We start from the raw sequence: 15,439 nt of genomic DNA, 5'->3' as shown, positions 1-15,439 counted from the left end.
AAAGTTAACGTTCAAAATAGAGGCGAGCCCTTAATCCTGGGGTGTTATCTCTTAAAATAAGATGGGCATGGTGACGCTTTACTACGGCATCAACCAGAGACAAGCCAAGGCCGTTGCCAAATTCCGTTCGACTTTTATCAGCACGGAACATAGGCCGACAAACATTCATCTTGTCTTTATCTGATATCCCGATACCGTTGTCTGCCACCGTGACACCAAAGTAATCAACCACCACTTCAATTTTTCCCTTTTCAGGTGTGTATTTCACTGCATTTTCAACCAAGTTGAAGACAGCCCTAAACAGTAGGCTTTTATCCCCCAATACTTCGCACTCTTGGTCTAGACGACAAACCAAGTTTTGCTGTTTCATCTCGGCGATAGGGCTAATAAATTCAATAGCATCTTGAGCTATTTTTCCAAGGTCTACACGCTCTGTGGCGATCAAAGTTTGCCCGCTATTCAGCTTAGTGATCTCTAACATACTATTGAATAGCGATAGAATGAGTTCCAGCTCATCATGGCAAGCCGAGAATTGCTCTTGATGTTCGTCGGTCAATGTTGAATCCGATAATACCTCTTCTAAGCGTAACTTTAGCCGAGCCATGGGAGTGCGCATATCATGAGCCATGCCTACTGTTAACGACTTCAATGACTCTTCATTTTTAGCCATTTGCTCAATCATGAAGTTGAGATGGATCGCCAAAATATCAAATTCATCATCTTGTTTGGATACGGGGATTTTTACGCTTTTTTCACCACACAGCACTCGATTCATCGCTTGGTTGACTCTTTCTAAACGCTTTAAGATCAGAACCGTAAAAAACAGAGCCGCGATCAGCATAACGGCAATAGGAAGTACAATGCCCGAAAATACAATCGGGATTAGAGTTTTTCGATACTCTTCTACCGCCTGTCTATCAATACCAATCACCAAGCGATGCGTATCTCCAATGCTAATGTTGGCGGTTTCAGACATAAGCGAAACAACAGGATAAGACGTGGTTAGTAAAGGGCTTGTTCGCTCAGAAAGGCGATAGTAAAAATTAGTGTCGGATGTTTGCTTTACGGCAAGTAACCTTTCAACGTCCTCTTTACTTTGATTGGCTGCATAACTGAATTCGGATGACTCATCTTGCAGCTGTCGAATGAGTTGTGCCCGATGGAACGCATCTGAGTCTTTGTATACCTGCCTAATCACGATGACATTAATCACTGTCACCAACACAAACAAACCGACTAGAGTCTTAAATACAGAGGAACGAGTGAGGGAGTAATCATCGACGAAGGACATAACCTGCCCCTCTCACTGTATGAAGCAAATCAGGGCAACCTGCTTCTTCAAGCTTCCTTCTTAAATTGGCGACATGAACATCAATGACATTGGTTTTCGGGTCAAAGTGGTAGCTCCAAATAGCCTCAAACAAGCGCATTCTTGAGACAACTTGCTCACTGTGCTCGACAAAATACTGAATCAGTTGAAACTCTTTCGGCTGCAATTGGAGATCTTGATTCATACAAGTGACTTGATGTGCTCGTAAATCGATTTCTAAGCAGTCATAGACTAAATTTGTCTCAGTAACGGGCTGACGTTTGGTTCTATTGATAATGATGTCTACGCGCGCGATAAGTTCAGCCAGCGCAAAAGGTTTTATCAGATAATCATCACTTCCTGCTTGAAGGCCATTCACTCGATCTTCCACGCTGTCCATGGCACTCAAAATTAATACCGGTAAATTTTCTTCTGTCGCTTTGATTGCAGAGAGAACTTTCATTCCATCCAAATACGGTAACATGCGATCAAGAATCACCAGTTGATACTCGGAGCTTAACGCCATCATTAAGCCTTTTTTGCCATCTTCTGCTTGGTCGACCGCATAACCATGTTCTTCAAGACCTTTGGCCACAAATTCTCTTGTGGTGGTGTCATCTTCGATAATTAGTATTTTCACTACTTCCCCCTTTATCGGAGATAAATATTATCGTAAACCAAATACTTATCGCCAAAAAAAGAAAGGCTCGCGTGACTAATGCGAGCCAGATGCAACTTAGGGGGTAAACTGCAATTCGTTAATAAAGTTTATTTGATCAATAAAGCTTCAAAGTCACTATAGATCTATCGTCATTGAGGTTTCATTTTCAATAGATTAACGATAATTAATCTCTGCCTGATATCTCGACCAAGTCATTAAAATTATCAAACAGATAATCCAAAAACAGCCGGATACGCTTAGGCTGATACTTCTTGCTGATGTACACCACATTCAAGTCGGCGCTCGATACTGACGTAGAAGTATTGAAGTTCTTCATGTAGCCATTAAGTAGCGTCACAAGGCGTTGGTTATTGATGTCATCTTGCACATCCAGCACCGACTTCAACGCAATCCCTTCTCCTTGCAATGCCCAGTATCGAATCACTTCGCCATCGTCTGAAAATCGCTTCGGCACAACCGTCACAGTCTTCTTCATATCATGATCTTGAAAGTGCCATGTCTTGAGCTCTTCATTGCTACGCAGCATAGCCAAACAGTCGTGCTCGACCAAATCTTGTGGTGTTAACGGCGTTCCATGCTTGACAAGATATTCTGGTGAAGCACACAGCACTCGTCGGCTTGGTGATAAGCGTCTTGAGATCAAGCTACTGTCGACCAATTCCCCATAACGGATCACGATGTCCATGCCTGATTCAGCGATATTCGATAGGTGATCGTTCAAATACAGGTAGGGAATAACGTCTGGATACTGCTGACAAAATTCCGACAAAATAGGAAGGATGTACTGCTTTCCGATGTCTTTAGGTGCTGCAATCTTTAGTGGGCCTTTAACCTCTTTGACGCCATTTTGAATCAGGTTTTCAGCCTCGCTAACGTTATCCAATATCTCCAGACACGCCTTGTGATACAGCTCCCCAGAGTCAGTTAAAGACACATGTCTTGTGCTTCGGTTCAGCAGCTTCACACCATAACGCTCTTCCAACGCCTGAAGCCTTGCTGTCATGGTCGCAGGAGAAAGCCCTAACTCTCGCCCCGCCGCTGCTAACCCGTGATGCTTAACAATGCTCACGAACATCGCCATATCTGAAAACTTGTCCATTCACCTCTCCTACCATTCAGTTAATCCGAATAATGATTTTATATTTTAGCCAATTATCAAATTTAGTCGAATAAATATAATGACAACCATCAGCAGAACACGCAGGAATTCAGAACATGAACAACGAACTTACAAACCAAGAAAAGCACACATTTGTCATCATTGGTGGGACATCAGGTATCGGCAAAGCATTAGCAATGCAATTGAGAAACGAAGACAACACAGTACACATTGCCAGCCGACACACCGGCGTTGATATCAGCAATGAGAAATCGGTTTGTGAATACTTCGAATCGATCGGTGCATTTGATCACTTGGTGATAACCGCGGGTTCATACGCCCCCGCAGGAAAAGTGACAGACGTTGCTATCGCAGACGCAAAAGCAGCATTTGATACCAAGTTTTGGGGAAGCTTAAACGTAGCCAAGCACGCCGCACGTTACATGACTCCAAACGGCTCAATCACGCTAACCACGGGCATGCTGTCACGCAAAGTAGTTGCTGGTACTTACGTAAAAACCGCGATTAATGCCGCACTAGAGAGCGTAACTAAAGTGCTTGCCAAAGAGCTATCACCGATTCGAGTCAACGCGGTCAGCCCCGGCCTTACGATGACCGAGGCTTACAAAAACATGGGCGATTCAGCTCGCTCAACCATGTACGACAACGCGAAAAACAACCTACCAGCAGGCAAAGTCGGAGAGGCTAAAGATATCGCAATGGGCTATCTATTCGCGATTAACAACCCATACGTAACGGGGTCAATCATCGACATCGATGGCGGGGCTCTACTCGGCTAACACTTCGCAAAGAAGCAAAGAACAATCGTTAGGGCGTGTATCTAAACGTCCTAACAAACAAGAATTAACACAGGTACTTCACTATGAAACCAGAAGCGATCCATAAAGAAAAGATCCCATTCCAAGTTTGGATACTGACACTCGCAGCTTTTGCCATCGGCACCGCTGAGTTTGTTATTGCAGGCATCCTTCCACAAATTGCCACATCCCTTTCGATCACCGAAGGTCAAGCTGGCTACCTAATCAGTGCTTATGCATTGGCTATCGTTATTGGTGGCCCAATCTTAACCATCTACCTCGCACGTTTTAACAAAAAGATGGTACTGATTGGCTTAATGGCTTTGTTCATCATCGGCAATATCTTGTCAGCCTTAGCTCCTAGCTACCCACTTCTACTTGCAAGCCGCGTTATCGCAGGCTTAGTGCAAGGTCCTTTCTATGGCATAGGTGCCGTTGTCGCGACCAATTTAGTGTCTGAGAAAATGGCAGGTCGTGCTGTTGGCCAGATGTTCGCTGGCTTAACGCTCGCTAACGTTCTTGGGGTTCCCGCAGGAACTTGGGTGAGCTTGCAATTCGGTTGGCACACCACTTTCTTTACCGTGGCAGCACTTGGCACCATCGCCATGATTTCAATCTTAACGTCAATAAAATCTTCAGGTCACAGCGAAGCGAAAGACATCAAAACTCAGCTGTTGGCATTCAAAAATCCAATGCTTCTCATCAGCTTGGCGATCACCGCTTTTGCTTGGTCTGGCTTCATGACGCTTTACGGCTACCTTGCGCCTATCGCCATGCACATCACGGGTTACGGTCAAGAATCAGTAACTTGGATCTTAGTGATTGTTGGTGTCGGCTTAATCATCGGTAACACCTTGGGCGGACGCTCTTCTGACAAAGATTTAGGCAAAGCATCGATATTTTGGGCTATCGCGATGATCGTTTCATTAGTAGTGGTTGGCCTTGTTGTAGACAACAAAATCCTATTCGTTGCAGCTGCATTTGTCTTTGGTATTGCATCATTTGCGAACGTTCCTGCTATGCAGCTTCGAGTAATGAACCACGGTGGCGAAGGCCAAGAGCTAGCAGCAACCGCGAATATCTCAGCGTTTAACTTGGCCAATGCCTTCGGTGGCTTCCTAGGCGGCATGGTACTCGACAGCCAACTAGGCGCAGGAATGATTCCATTCGCAGCCGTTGTTGTCCCAGTGATTGGTTTGTTGCTTATTGCAAAAGCCAACCGAGCTGAAAAGCCACAAAACGACTCTATCTTCAGCCCTGCGGAATCGAAATAGTGACCACCGCACGTTAAATCAATCAACACATGACCGACACAAGGTAAATACCATGAGCAAATTATTCGAAACAGCAGAACTCAAAGATCTAGAACTACAAAACCGTGTGGTTATGGCGCCCATGACACGCGCTCGCACTAGCCAACCTGGAAACGTGCCAAATGAAATGATGGCGACTTACTACCAACAACGTGCCAGTGCAGGGCTAATCATCACTGAAGCGACACAAATCTCAGATGACTCTCAAGGGTACTCATTCACACCCGGCGTTTACACAAGCGAACAAGTGAAAGGCTGGCAAGGTGTCACCTCTGCCGCTAAAAAACAAGGCGCAGCGATATTCTGCCAACTATGGCATGTGGGGCGCGTATCTCATCCAACCTTCCAAAAAGGTGAACTGCCAATCGCGCCTTCGGCACTGGCTCCGGTAGAAACTCAAGTTTGGATTTCTGATGAGAATGGAAATGGCAACATGGTGGATTGCATTCAACCAAGAGAAATGACCCAAGCCGATATCGATCGTGTGGTTCAAGATTTTGCGGAATCAGCAAAAAAAGCGGTCGAGGCAGGGTTCAATGGCGTCGAGATCCACGGTGGTAATGGCTACCTTATCGATCAATTCTTAAGAACAAATTCAAACAAGCGCACCGGCAACTATGGCGGCAGCCGCGAGAACCGACTTCGTTTTCTAATCGAAGTAGTGGATGCAGTCATTGATGCGATTGGTGCCGATAAAGTGGGTGTACGTTTAGCCCCGTTTATCACCTTCAAAGACATGAATTGTCCAGACATCGTGCCAACGATTTTAGAAGCGTCAAAGGAACTGCAAGCTCGTAATATCGCTTATCTGCACCTTTCAGAAGCCGATTGGGATGACGCGCCTGTGATACCTGAAAGCTTCCGTGTAGAGCTAAGAGAACTATTCTCTAACACAATCATCGTCGCTGGCAGCTACACACCAGAACGCGCCGAAGAAGTGTTAAGCAAAGGCTACGCTGACCTTGTCGCATTTGGTCGCCCATTCGTTGCGAATCCAGATCTCGTATCACGCTTACAAAACGGCAACGAACTATCCGATCTCGACGGCGCCACTCTGTTCGGCGGCAACGAAAAAGGCTATACCGATTATCCAGCGTTGTAGTGATAAAGCATTAAACAAACACCAAGCCTGCAGAGTACTGCAGGCTTAATTGTCTAGAAACGTGACCGAGCCGATACCTTTTTACACTCGAAAATCCAATTGCACATTTCAACTTAAACCACTGTTATATTTGAACTTTACACAAAAATTAAATTATAGAAATATCAATAATAATTCCGATTTAAACGGATAAATGAGGACTCTCCATTGTTCAATGTAGGACAGGTTTACAATCGACGTACAGATATACACGGTCATTACAAAGGTCAGCAATATGGCGGTATCGCGACGCCGGCTGCTCACCCATATGTGTTTATCTTCACTAGCGATGCTGGTGAAGAATTTGGCTACTCTGATGGTTTTAGTGCAGACGGCACTTTCCGATATACAGGAGAAGGGCAAGAAGGTGATATGCAAATGGTTAAAGGAAACTTGGCCATCTTTGAACACCAAAACAACCTCAAAGAGATTCTCTTATTCGAATCAGTCTCAACTGGCTTCGTAAGATTCGTCGGTGTTTGCAACTACATCTGTCATCACATCGAACAGCGCCCAGACAAGAACGATCAACTCCGTGATGCAATAGTTTTCCATTTAGATATCGTCCCTCAAAGTATCGGAAACATCATTCAATCTCCGAAAGTTTCATACCTTACTAAGCCAACTAAAAGTAAGTCTCTGAAGCAATTACGAGACATTGCGTTAGCTTCAACGCCACTAAAAGCTGACCCCAAAGAACAACTCACGCATGTGAAGTACCGCAGTGAAGCAATCAAGCTTTACGCAAAGAAACGAGCAAATGGGCTTTGTGAAGGTTGTGGTGTGCCCTCGCCTTTTGAGACCAAGTCAGGTCCTTACCTAGAAGTGCATCACCTGACACGGTTAGCTGATGGTGGAGCTGATTGCCCTGAAAATGTAATTGCACTCTGTCCGACTTGCCATCGTAAAGCACATTACTCTGTGGAAGCTGCAGATTTCAATGCGAAACTCATCGAGAAAGCACTAAAAATTGAAGAGAATCTGTTGTAAACATTTTCGACAGGCAAAAGAAAGGCTCGCGTGACTAGTGCGAGCCTTATGCAGTTTAGGGGGTAAACCACAATCTGATATTAATTTGGGTAATTATTTAACTTATGAGCCAGTATGCACCTGTGCGCATTGATGTACTATTTTTATATGATTCATCGCGATAAATCAATCGATAAAAGTTAGAGTTTGGTCAATTTAAACCATACAGATTGAAATGATTTAGCGATCTACATCTCGAAAATCATCATAAAACCCATAAAAATCAGATCTATAGGCTTCTCATTTGCCAGTAGCCTTCACCATTGGTCGAGAGTTGGCTGTGTAAATAATCAAGCGTATCTGCGACTATTCCTGAAATGCCTTGTGGTGGGTTGAATAACAACAAACCACTGCCGATTAGGCGATCATCACCCTTAGGGTCTCGAAGGCGAAGCTCCGACTTAATCGGACTTGGCAGCAAACCATCTTTCACTGCAGTAACACAGTGATTCAGAATCAGTGAGCTCTTGTCATCCGTGTAAAGCGGGTACCAAATTAGTGCAGATACCTTATCAGATTGTTGATACGCCTTAACCAAGGCATCGATCACCGCGAGATATTCAGAATCGGTTTCATAGGGAGGATCGATAACAATCAGGTGATGATTATCGTGTTTTGCTACATCATCAGGCAGCGCTTTGAGCCCATCACCTGCGGTAATAGTGAGCTTGCTTGAAACATCAAGGTCACGTTGTAACTTCTCAATGTTAGTTTGCAGTAAATCAGCTTCATCTTGCTGAATGTCTGAAAAATAGAAACTATCTTGGCTGCGGCCTTGTTGGTAAGTGATGGCTGCTGAGCCCGGATAGAGAGAGATAAGTTGATTCGGATTGTAGTATTCCAGCACCGACATAAAAGAAGCGAATGCTGGAGGAAGATAAGCTTTGTTTCGCCACAAGTACCCGACCCCTTCAGCGAACTCACCCGCGTGATTGCTTGGCGCTGTAGTGAGGTCATAACACCCTGTGCCTGAATGCGTGTCGATAACATTGAGGCGAGAGTGTTGTTGCATTAATGATTTAACCAGAGCACTCAATACTGGATGTTTGAGTGCATCACCGTGGTCGCCTACATGACATTGATGTCGATATTCCATTACCTTGCCTCATTTCTACTGACGTCATATAAACATACTTCATATAATGGGGGCTTGCCTGCTCAATCCATTGTTTTTTGAAATAGCCTCTCTTTTAACTAACTGACTGACTCTTATAAAAAATAAAGCCCTTCGTCTTGCTACAAACGAAAGGCTTTGCTGAACTCACTCGTTAGTCCATGAGGACTATGGCTGAGCGCTATCTAATTAGAAGACTTAAGCAATCAGGAAACTAAGGATACTCACCCTCAACTTCTACTACTGGTTTCACCTGATAGTGACAAGGCTGCAATCCAAGTAACTTAGGTAGGGTGATGCCTACTGAAATGGAGGACCACGTACCGCTGACAATACCCACAACGAGTGCAATAGCGAAACCTTGCAGTGCCGCACCACCAAGTAGCCAAAGCGCAGACACGGTGATTAGCGTCGTTCCTGATGTCACCATGGTGCGTGAGAAGGTCGCTTTAACTGATTCGTTAAGCAGGTTGTCAGTATCACCGTTTGGATTGCCGCGAAGCATTTCACGAACACGGTCAGCAATGATGATCGAGTCATTCAATGAATAACCGAGAATCGCTAGCACAGCCGCTAATACAGTCAGGTTGAACTCAAATTGAGTAAAAGCGAACAAACCTAAGATAAGCGTCACGTCGTAAATGATTGCAGCAAGAGCACCAAGTGCCAAACGCCATTCAAATCGAACACTCAGGTACAGCATGATCATTAGGAAACACACCAATACCGCCAAGCCACCTTGGTCAACCATGTCTTGACCCACCTGAGGGCCAACCACGCTGCTGTTAAGCACTTTTACTTGATCACTCACCGATGACAAAGCATCCACTAAGTTTGGCTGTGGAGCGTCTGTCAGTTGGCTGTAACGAATTGTCCAGCGATCCTGTTCTGCCATACCAACCACTTGTACGTCTTGTTGGAAAGCCGTATCAAGTTTGGTTTTTAACGCATCTTTAGTTACTTGATCAGAGAGCTGAACCTCGGCAACCACACCGCCAGTAAAGTCCAAGCCCCAGTTAAAACCTTTCACTGCCACCAGCATCACAGAGCTCATGAACAGCACAATAGAAATCACAGACATCACCTTACGAAGGCGAGTCATATTGCTATTTGAAAAATAGCGATCTGAAATAGTCATTTTTGAAGTACTCATGCTTAAATCCTTACATCGTGGCGTTGGTCACGCCCCCAAACCAAATTGATGATCGCTCGTGAAGCAAAAATACCCGTAAACATACTGGTTAGAAGACCTAAGCCCAGTGTCAGAGCGAAGCCCTGAATCGGTCCATTACCAATGGTATATAGAGCCACAGCAACGATCATGGTGGTGACGTTAGCATCGAAAATTGACGAGAATGCGCTATCGAAACCACGGTCAATAGAGCTAGCAAAGCTGCGCCCTTCTTTCATCTTGTCTCGAATACGCTCGAAGATAAGCACGTTGGTGTCCACCGCCATACCAACGGTCAGTACTAAACCAGCAATACCCGGCAGAGTTAATACCGCACCCGGTAGTAGCGCAATCAAACCAAACAATGTGGTCATGTTAACCACCAATGCGCCGTTCGCGACCCAACCAAGACGGCGGTACCATAGCGCCATAAACGTTAGCGTCAGGCCAAGGCCAAGTGCCAAAGCAGCAAAGCCGTTAGTTACGTTTTCAGCACCCAAAGATGGGCCAATGGTACGTTCTTCAATGATGGTCACTGGCGCAGTCAGTGAACCCGCACGCAGCAGTAACGCAAGCTCTTGCGCTTCAGCCAAGCTGCCAGCACCAGTAATTCTGAAGCGGCTACCCAGTTGAGACTGGATGTTTGCCACACTGATCACTTCACTGTCTTGCTTGCTGTTGCCCGCTCTATCACGACTGTATTCGCTGTACACGGTTGCCATTGGCTTACCGATGTTATGGCGTGAAAACTCAGACATTTTCTTACCACCAGAAGAATCTAGGGTAATGTTTACTTCTGCGCTGCCCATCTCACCAATGCCACTACGAGCATCAATAATGTGTTCACCGCTCAGTACTGCTTTGCGAGCGACAACGACACGATTGCCATCTGTATCTTTTAGCGTTTGAGTATTACGAGTTGCATTGTCGTAAACAGAGTAGAACGCCAAAGATGCGGTTGCACCAATCACGTCTTTTGCTGCTGCAGGGTCTTGAACACCTGGCAATTCAATACGAATACGGCTTTCACCTTGGCGTTGAATCGATGCTTCTGTGATGCCTAATTCTTCAATACGGCTGCGCATGATTTGCAGGTTTTGTTGAACTGTTAGGTTGCTTAGCGTTCTTTGCTCTTCTTCAGACTGAGTTAACGTCAGTGACTTATCTGAACGATCACGTAGCCAATGTGGGAACTCTTCACGAATCAGCTTTTGTGCTTTTTCGAAATCGGCGTCGGTACGGAAATCAAACTGAACTTGGTTGTTGACCACTTTACCGCGTGCATAACGCACCTGACTGGTCACCTCATCGACCATCGCTTGAGCTTGTGCGTGGTAAACCGGTTCCATGTCCACTTCTAATAAGAACTGAACACCACCACGTAAATCAAGACCTAGCTGAATCGGCGCAAAGCCCATATCAGTCAGCCATTTAGGTGCTGCAGGCTCCATAGCAAGCGCAACTGTCGCGTTATCCAATAGGCGCTCATTAAGCACTTCTTTGGCTTTCGCTTGTTGCTCCGCATCTTCTAAGATCACCACTAAACGTTTGTCTTTTTGAAAGGCTGATTTGGCTTGAATGCCTTCGCTAGCAAGATATTGCGTCACTTGAGTAGCGTCGATCGTCTGCTCAGAGCGGTTGCTAATTTGAACCGATGCATTCTCGCCATACCAAGAAGGTAAAGCACTCAGAACCATGATGATAATGGTGGCGATAAGCACCGCGTATTTCCACTTTGAGTAGTGGTTAATTTGTTTTCTTGGAATGCGTTTTTTCACAGTCAAGATCTCTTCTTTTTACCAATCACCGTAAACACGTGCTCAAAAATAGCGCCGGGAAAAAGCAGTGATCGAGCGTTTTAACCAGCTTGGATGGCCAGTTATTTACTGCGATTGGTATAACTAATGCTTTGCGAACACGAACGACAACTAGTCACAACCAAAACAAGCTGATTGAGTAATAGTGAGGCTAATAATTGTGTGTCGCTATATTGGGTTAATTGGCGAGTTCAACGGGCACGAGGTGACCATCGATACGACCAATTTAGGGTCAAACGATTAGCTAAGAAGTTCTCGGAAATGCGAGTATTGAATATTGCCCTCTTTCCACCCAGAAAGCCGGGAGGACGGAGAACTCACAATACTGGTCCAGTGCTGCTTGGAATCCAACAACGGCGTGTTGAAGAGCAGAGAAGCCAGTATTGAAGGGGGAGAGAAGTCGATCAGTAGATGATAAGCAGGCTCAAGGTCGGCCACGCTTTCTTGCTCGTTACTGAGCATACGTCTGAAGTTTGCAGCTTGGAGGCTCGACTCGGTGTCATGATAGTTGGAACTGTCGCCATAAGGCACGGTGCCAAACGGAGCCTTATCGCACTCTAAATAGGCCGACGGATTATCCGTAGTGGCTTGTTTACACTGTTTTATCGAGGAAGATTGTTCATTCTGCGAAGATTGCTCTTGAGCCGACTGAATTTGGAATGGCTTAGAAGGAAACGAATAGCCGTTAGAGTTCACTAAGCCAAAGCTCAGTAAAAACAACATTAAGACTAATCGGGTACCTAGTTTAAGCAATTAACAATAATCCTGAATAGTAAACACTGCGACAATATATAACAGCTATGAAAGTTACAATTGATTTAGAAACACAACCGAACACATTTGACACTACGCTGACAATTGCTGACCTCCTAGCGCTGTATTCACGCATACAAAGTCGTCAAAAAACAAAAAGCCAAGCAATGAATGCTTGGCTTTAATGGGGTATTTGTCGAAGCACTTTTGGCTATCGTTTTCGCGCTCTACGTTAGGCTTTAGGCTTTAGGCTTTAGGCTTTAGGCTTTAGGACGCATGATGTTCTTAACCTTACGGCTGTTCTCACCAAAAATACGTTGGATAAGTTGATTCATGTCTTCACGAGAAATCGAGTTAACCGTCGCTTTCACGTTAAACAAAGCTTCTATGCCATAGTCGTACAAAAGATAGCGAGAGACGTACCATGCTTGGTCAATAGTGCTATCATCTAAAGGCGTAAAATCCCCTTCTAATTGCTTGCCCGCAACTTGAAGTTCGCCTAGTGAAACACCGAGTAAAAGATCTGCAACCACTTTATCAATCGCAACTTCTATCTTATCGACATTTTTAGGGTCAATCATCGATCCAATAAACAAGTCATGGCTAGTTTCACCATCTTGAGATGCATAGTAAGCATAAGGTGAGTAATCTAGACTTAAATCTTCACGTATGTAAGTGTCTAAACGAGTAGCAAGTACGCGTAGCAGTAAGTCTTCCATAAAGACATCTTTCGCAGTTTGCCCCCTTACCACACTAGTACTAGCGGAAGGTTCAGCAATCACTCTTAGCGTATACTCGGTACTATTGGCACTGTTGACCTCCAGATCAATGATCGCTTTAGATGGGTGCTTATACTCGACGTTAAAGTCAGGCACGTCGGCTTTTTCCAACAGAATAGAAGCCAAATATTGTCGAACGAGAGGTTTCAGCTCACTTGGGTCAATATCGCCCACAATAACCAGTTGGTTATTTCGCAATTGACCGAATAACTGTTGATGCACATTCTTTACATCCTCGATGGTAACAGCTTCTACACTTTTACCATCGAGTAACACATGATCGCTGTTCGCTTGATACGTGTTTTGATTTATAGCATAAGTGAACTGACCAGCAGAGCTTGCTAAGTAGGATTCTCGATTTTGAATAAACTCTTGTTTAACCGCCTCAAGTTGATCTGGTAATACTTTAACCGATGTAACGATCGCGTTGAGTGCGGCAAAAGCTTCACCTAAGCCGCTATTGTTGAGTCTAATTTCGACGCCATGACGAGTAGAATCGATAAACGGATAAACCTGAATATCTTCACGATCAAGGTGGGCATCAAGCTCCGTTCCAGTAAAATCACCAACGCCACTTCTACCGATAGCAGCAAGAGCCAGCTCTGTCGCTGGATAGAAACTAGGATCTAGAGCCGCCTTACCACCTAAGCTTGTGTAGTAAATACCTACGTCATCACTAGCAAGAGAATCACGCAAGTACCACAAATCAACGCCATTACTTAACGTCCATTTTTGAATGTATGGGTCGACAGATATTTGTTCAACCAACACAATATCGCCTTGCGAACTCGGCACAGCAAAAGTGCTGCCCGCCGCAGCAACCAACGGCGCGTTTCCCACCTGGCTATAAGTGGCTTTTAAGCTATCTAAAGAATTGTTGATTTCGGCTCTATGTTCAGTCTTATTCATGCCAATGATCATGAAATAATCACCAGAAAGTATGCTTTTTATATTGTCATTAATCGCTTTAAGACTGAAGTTGGAAATGAAATCTCCCATACTGGCCTGATAATCTTTCTGTGATTGAACGATTCGGCCAGTCACTAAAGCACTTGCTTTGTTGTTCGCGTGATCGACACCATCTTCTTTATCCCAATCATGCTCAATATTATCGAGTAAGTTTTGGTAGTAGTGCTGCTCACCGACGATCTCCGCCTCCGACACACCGTAATCACGTAATGATGCCAACGTCGAGAGCATCTTTTGCTGTGTCACTTCACGACTTCCGACTGGAAACCCAATGCTTGTTGATAAATAAAGCAGAGCGCCTATTTCAAGCCTGTCTGACGCTATCCATTGAGTAGGCAAAGCCGCATCATTAAATACCGCCTCGAGTCGTTGTTGAATCAATAACTGGGAGGTTTCATCCAACCAACGTTGGTGCTGTTGATCGTGAGTTTCAATGATGTTTGAACCTCGGTTAAACGCCAATGCAATACTTGGGGCTTCTCTCTTCGTATACTCAACATAGTCACCTTCGTTGAAAGTGGTGACTTTCTGTTTTAATGGTTTAGGCGTTTCACCACGCTGCCAGCTAGAAAACTTCGCTTCGATTAATGGGATCACGGTTTCGATATCCACATCACCCGAGACAACGAGCTCTACGATTTGTGGTTGATACCAAGTCTGGTAAAAGTCGGTTAGGGTTTGAGAAGTGGCATTTACAACCGATTCTTTAGTTCCCAATGCGTCTTGATATTCATACGGGCTACCTTCAATAAAGTGGTCATGAAACACTTCTGAGAATGATTTATCATCAAGACGAGCCATACGAAACTCACCAAGAATCACTCCCTTTTCCTTTTCAACTTCTGAACTGGCGAGATCCAATCCATCACCGATGTCTCGCATCCACGTTAGGGCTGACTGTAATTGGACGTTATCGGGTAAATCTAGCTCATATACCGTCTCTTCATAAGAGGTATAAGCATTAATATCATCACCAAAACTAGCACCTGCATCTTCAAATAGTCGAATCACATCGTTTTGCGAGAAGTTCTTACTGCCATTAAATGCCATGTGTTCGACAAAATGCGCATAACCTTCTTGTTGACGAGTTTCTTGAATAGAGCCTGCATGTACGACTAAACGAACAGAAACTGGCGCTTCATGATCAGGGTAAACATGATAGGTAAAGCCATTATCTAGTTGGCCTGAAGTCCAAGCCGGGTCCGGTTGGATGAAGGTGTCAGTCGTTTTGGATGTTGAACTACAGCCAACCAAGGTAAGGCATATTGCCGTCGCTAAATAATATGTTTTCATAACAACCTCTTAATGTCATTCATCGACAATATACAGCTTGAGTTAATGATTATTATTTAATACTGAACCGAATGAGTATCTTTGTGATCTGGATCTTTATTTTATAAATTGCACTCAGTTATATAAGGCGCAAATTACGAGCATTTAAAAGT

Annotated in this window: 12 protein-coding genes; 4 read left to right on the top strand and 8 right to left on the bottom strand. The window is 44.6% G+C overall.

The genetic code is table 11. The features are described 5' to 3' along the window. Positions 1 to 4: 4 nt before the first annotated feature. The 3 genes from ACED59_RS06150 to ACED59_RS06140 form a co-directional block, all read right to left on the bottom strand. Positions 5 to 1,291, bottom strand: a complete 1,287-nt coding sequence (locus tag ACED59_RS06150) for a HAMP domain-containing sensor histidine kinase (protein ID WP_017098833.1) — start codon at positions 1,289 to 1,291, stop codon at positions 5 to 7. Then, positions 1,275 to 1,949, bottom strand: coding sequence for a response regulator transcription factor (locus tag ACED59_RS06145; protein ID WP_017098832.1), 675 nt, complete (start codon positions 1,947 to 1,949; stop codon positions 1,275 to 1,277). The genes ACED59_RS06150 and ACED59_RS06145 overlap by 17 nt, the downstream gene beginning before the upstream one ends. Positions 1,950 to 2,154: 205 nt before the next feature. Beyond that, a complete protein-coding gene (locus ACED59_RS06140) occupies positions 2,155 to 3,090 on the bottom strand; it encodes a LysR family transcriptional regulator (RefSeq protein ID WP_017098831.1) in 936 nt (311 codons plus the stop codon). A gap of 116 nt (positions 3,091 to 3,206) precedes the next feature. Between ACED59_RS06140 and ACED59_RS06135 the strand changes: the two genes are divergently transcribed. The 4 genes from ACED59_RS06135 (at position 3,207) to ACED59_RS06120 (ending at position 7,352) form a co-directional block, all read left to right on the top strand. Next, on the top strand, positions 3,207 to 3,890 hold the full coding sequence (locus ACED59_RS06135) for an SDR family oxidoreductase (RefSeq protein WP_017098830.1): 684 nt from the start codon (positions 3,207 to 3,209) through the stop codon (positions 3,888 to 3,890). Positions 3,891 to 3,973: 83 nt separating this feature from the next. Continuing rightward, positions 3,974 to 5,182, top strand: coding sequence for an MFS transporter (locus ACED59_RS06130; RefSeq protein ID WP_017098829.1), 1,209 nt, complete (start codon positions 3,974 to 3,976; stop codon positions 5,180 to 5,182). 52 nt (positions 5,183 to 5,234) lie between these two features. Then, on the top strand, positions 5,235 to 6,323 hold the full coding sequence (locus tag ACED59_RS06125) for an alkene reductase (RefSeq protein ID WP_017098828.1): 1,089 nt from the start codon (positions 5,235 to 5,237) through the stop codon (positions 6,321 to 6,323). 207 nt (positions 6,324 to 6,530) lie between these two features. Then, positions 6,531 to 7,352 (top strand): HNH endonuclease signature motif containing protein, encoded by an 822-nt coding sequence (locus ACED59_RS06120; protein WP_009846065.1) that lies wholly within the window; start codon positions 6,531 to 6,533, stop codon positions 7,350 to 7,352. A gap of 268 nt (positions 7,353 to 7,620) precedes the next feature. Here ACED59_RS06120 and rlmJ read toward each other — a convergent pair whose 3' ends face one another. From rlmJ to ACED59_RS06095, 5 genes are all read right to left on the bottom strand, one after another. After that, positions 7,621 to 8,487, bottom strand: coding sequence for a 23S rRNA (adenine(2030)-N(6))-methyltransferase RlmJ (rlmJ, locus tag ACED59_RS06115; RefSeq protein ID WP_017098827.1), 867 nt, complete (start codon positions 8,485 to 8,487; stop codon positions 7,621 to 7,623). Between the two features lie 232 nt (positions 8,488 to 8,719). Next, the gene (secF, locus tag ACED59_RS06110) at positions 8,720 to 9,658 is read right to left on the bottom strand and encodes a protein translocase subunit SecF (protein WP_017098826.1); all 939 of its coding nucleotides are present in this window, start codon (positions 9,656 to 9,658) and stop codon (positions 8,720 to 8,722) included. Between the two features lie 2 nt (positions 9,659 to 9,660). Further along, positions 9,661 to 11,460, bottom strand: coding sequence for a protein translocase subunit SecD (gene secD, locus ACED59_RS06105; RefSeq protein WP_017098825.1), 1,800 nt, complete (start codon positions 11,458 to 11,460; stop codon positions 9,661 to 9,663). Positions 11,461 to 11,733: 273 nt separating this feature from the next. Then, positions 11,734 to 12,216, bottom strand: coding sequence for a hypothetical protein (locus tag ACED59_RS06100; RefSeq protein WP_032499963.1), 483 nt, complete (start codon positions 12,214 to 12,216; stop codon positions 11,734 to 11,736). 290 nt (positions 12,217 to 12,506) lie between these two features. Then, positions 12,507 to 15,287, bottom strand: a complete 2,781-nt coding sequence (locus ACED59_RS06095; protein WP_017098823.1) for an insulinase family protein — start codon at positions 15,285 to 15,287, stop codon at positions 12,507 to 12,509. Positions 15,288 to 15,439 lie beyond the last annotated feature (152 nt).

This window comes from Vibrio sp. FF266, assembly GCF_041439695.1.
GTDB classification, from domain to species: domain Bacteria; phylum Pseudomonadota; class Gammaproteobacteria; order Enterobacterales; family Vibrionaceae; genus Vibrio; species Vibrio tasmaniensis_A.
Note: the sequence above shows the minus strand (reverse complement) of the source record. Positions and strands in the feature narration are given on the sequence as shown.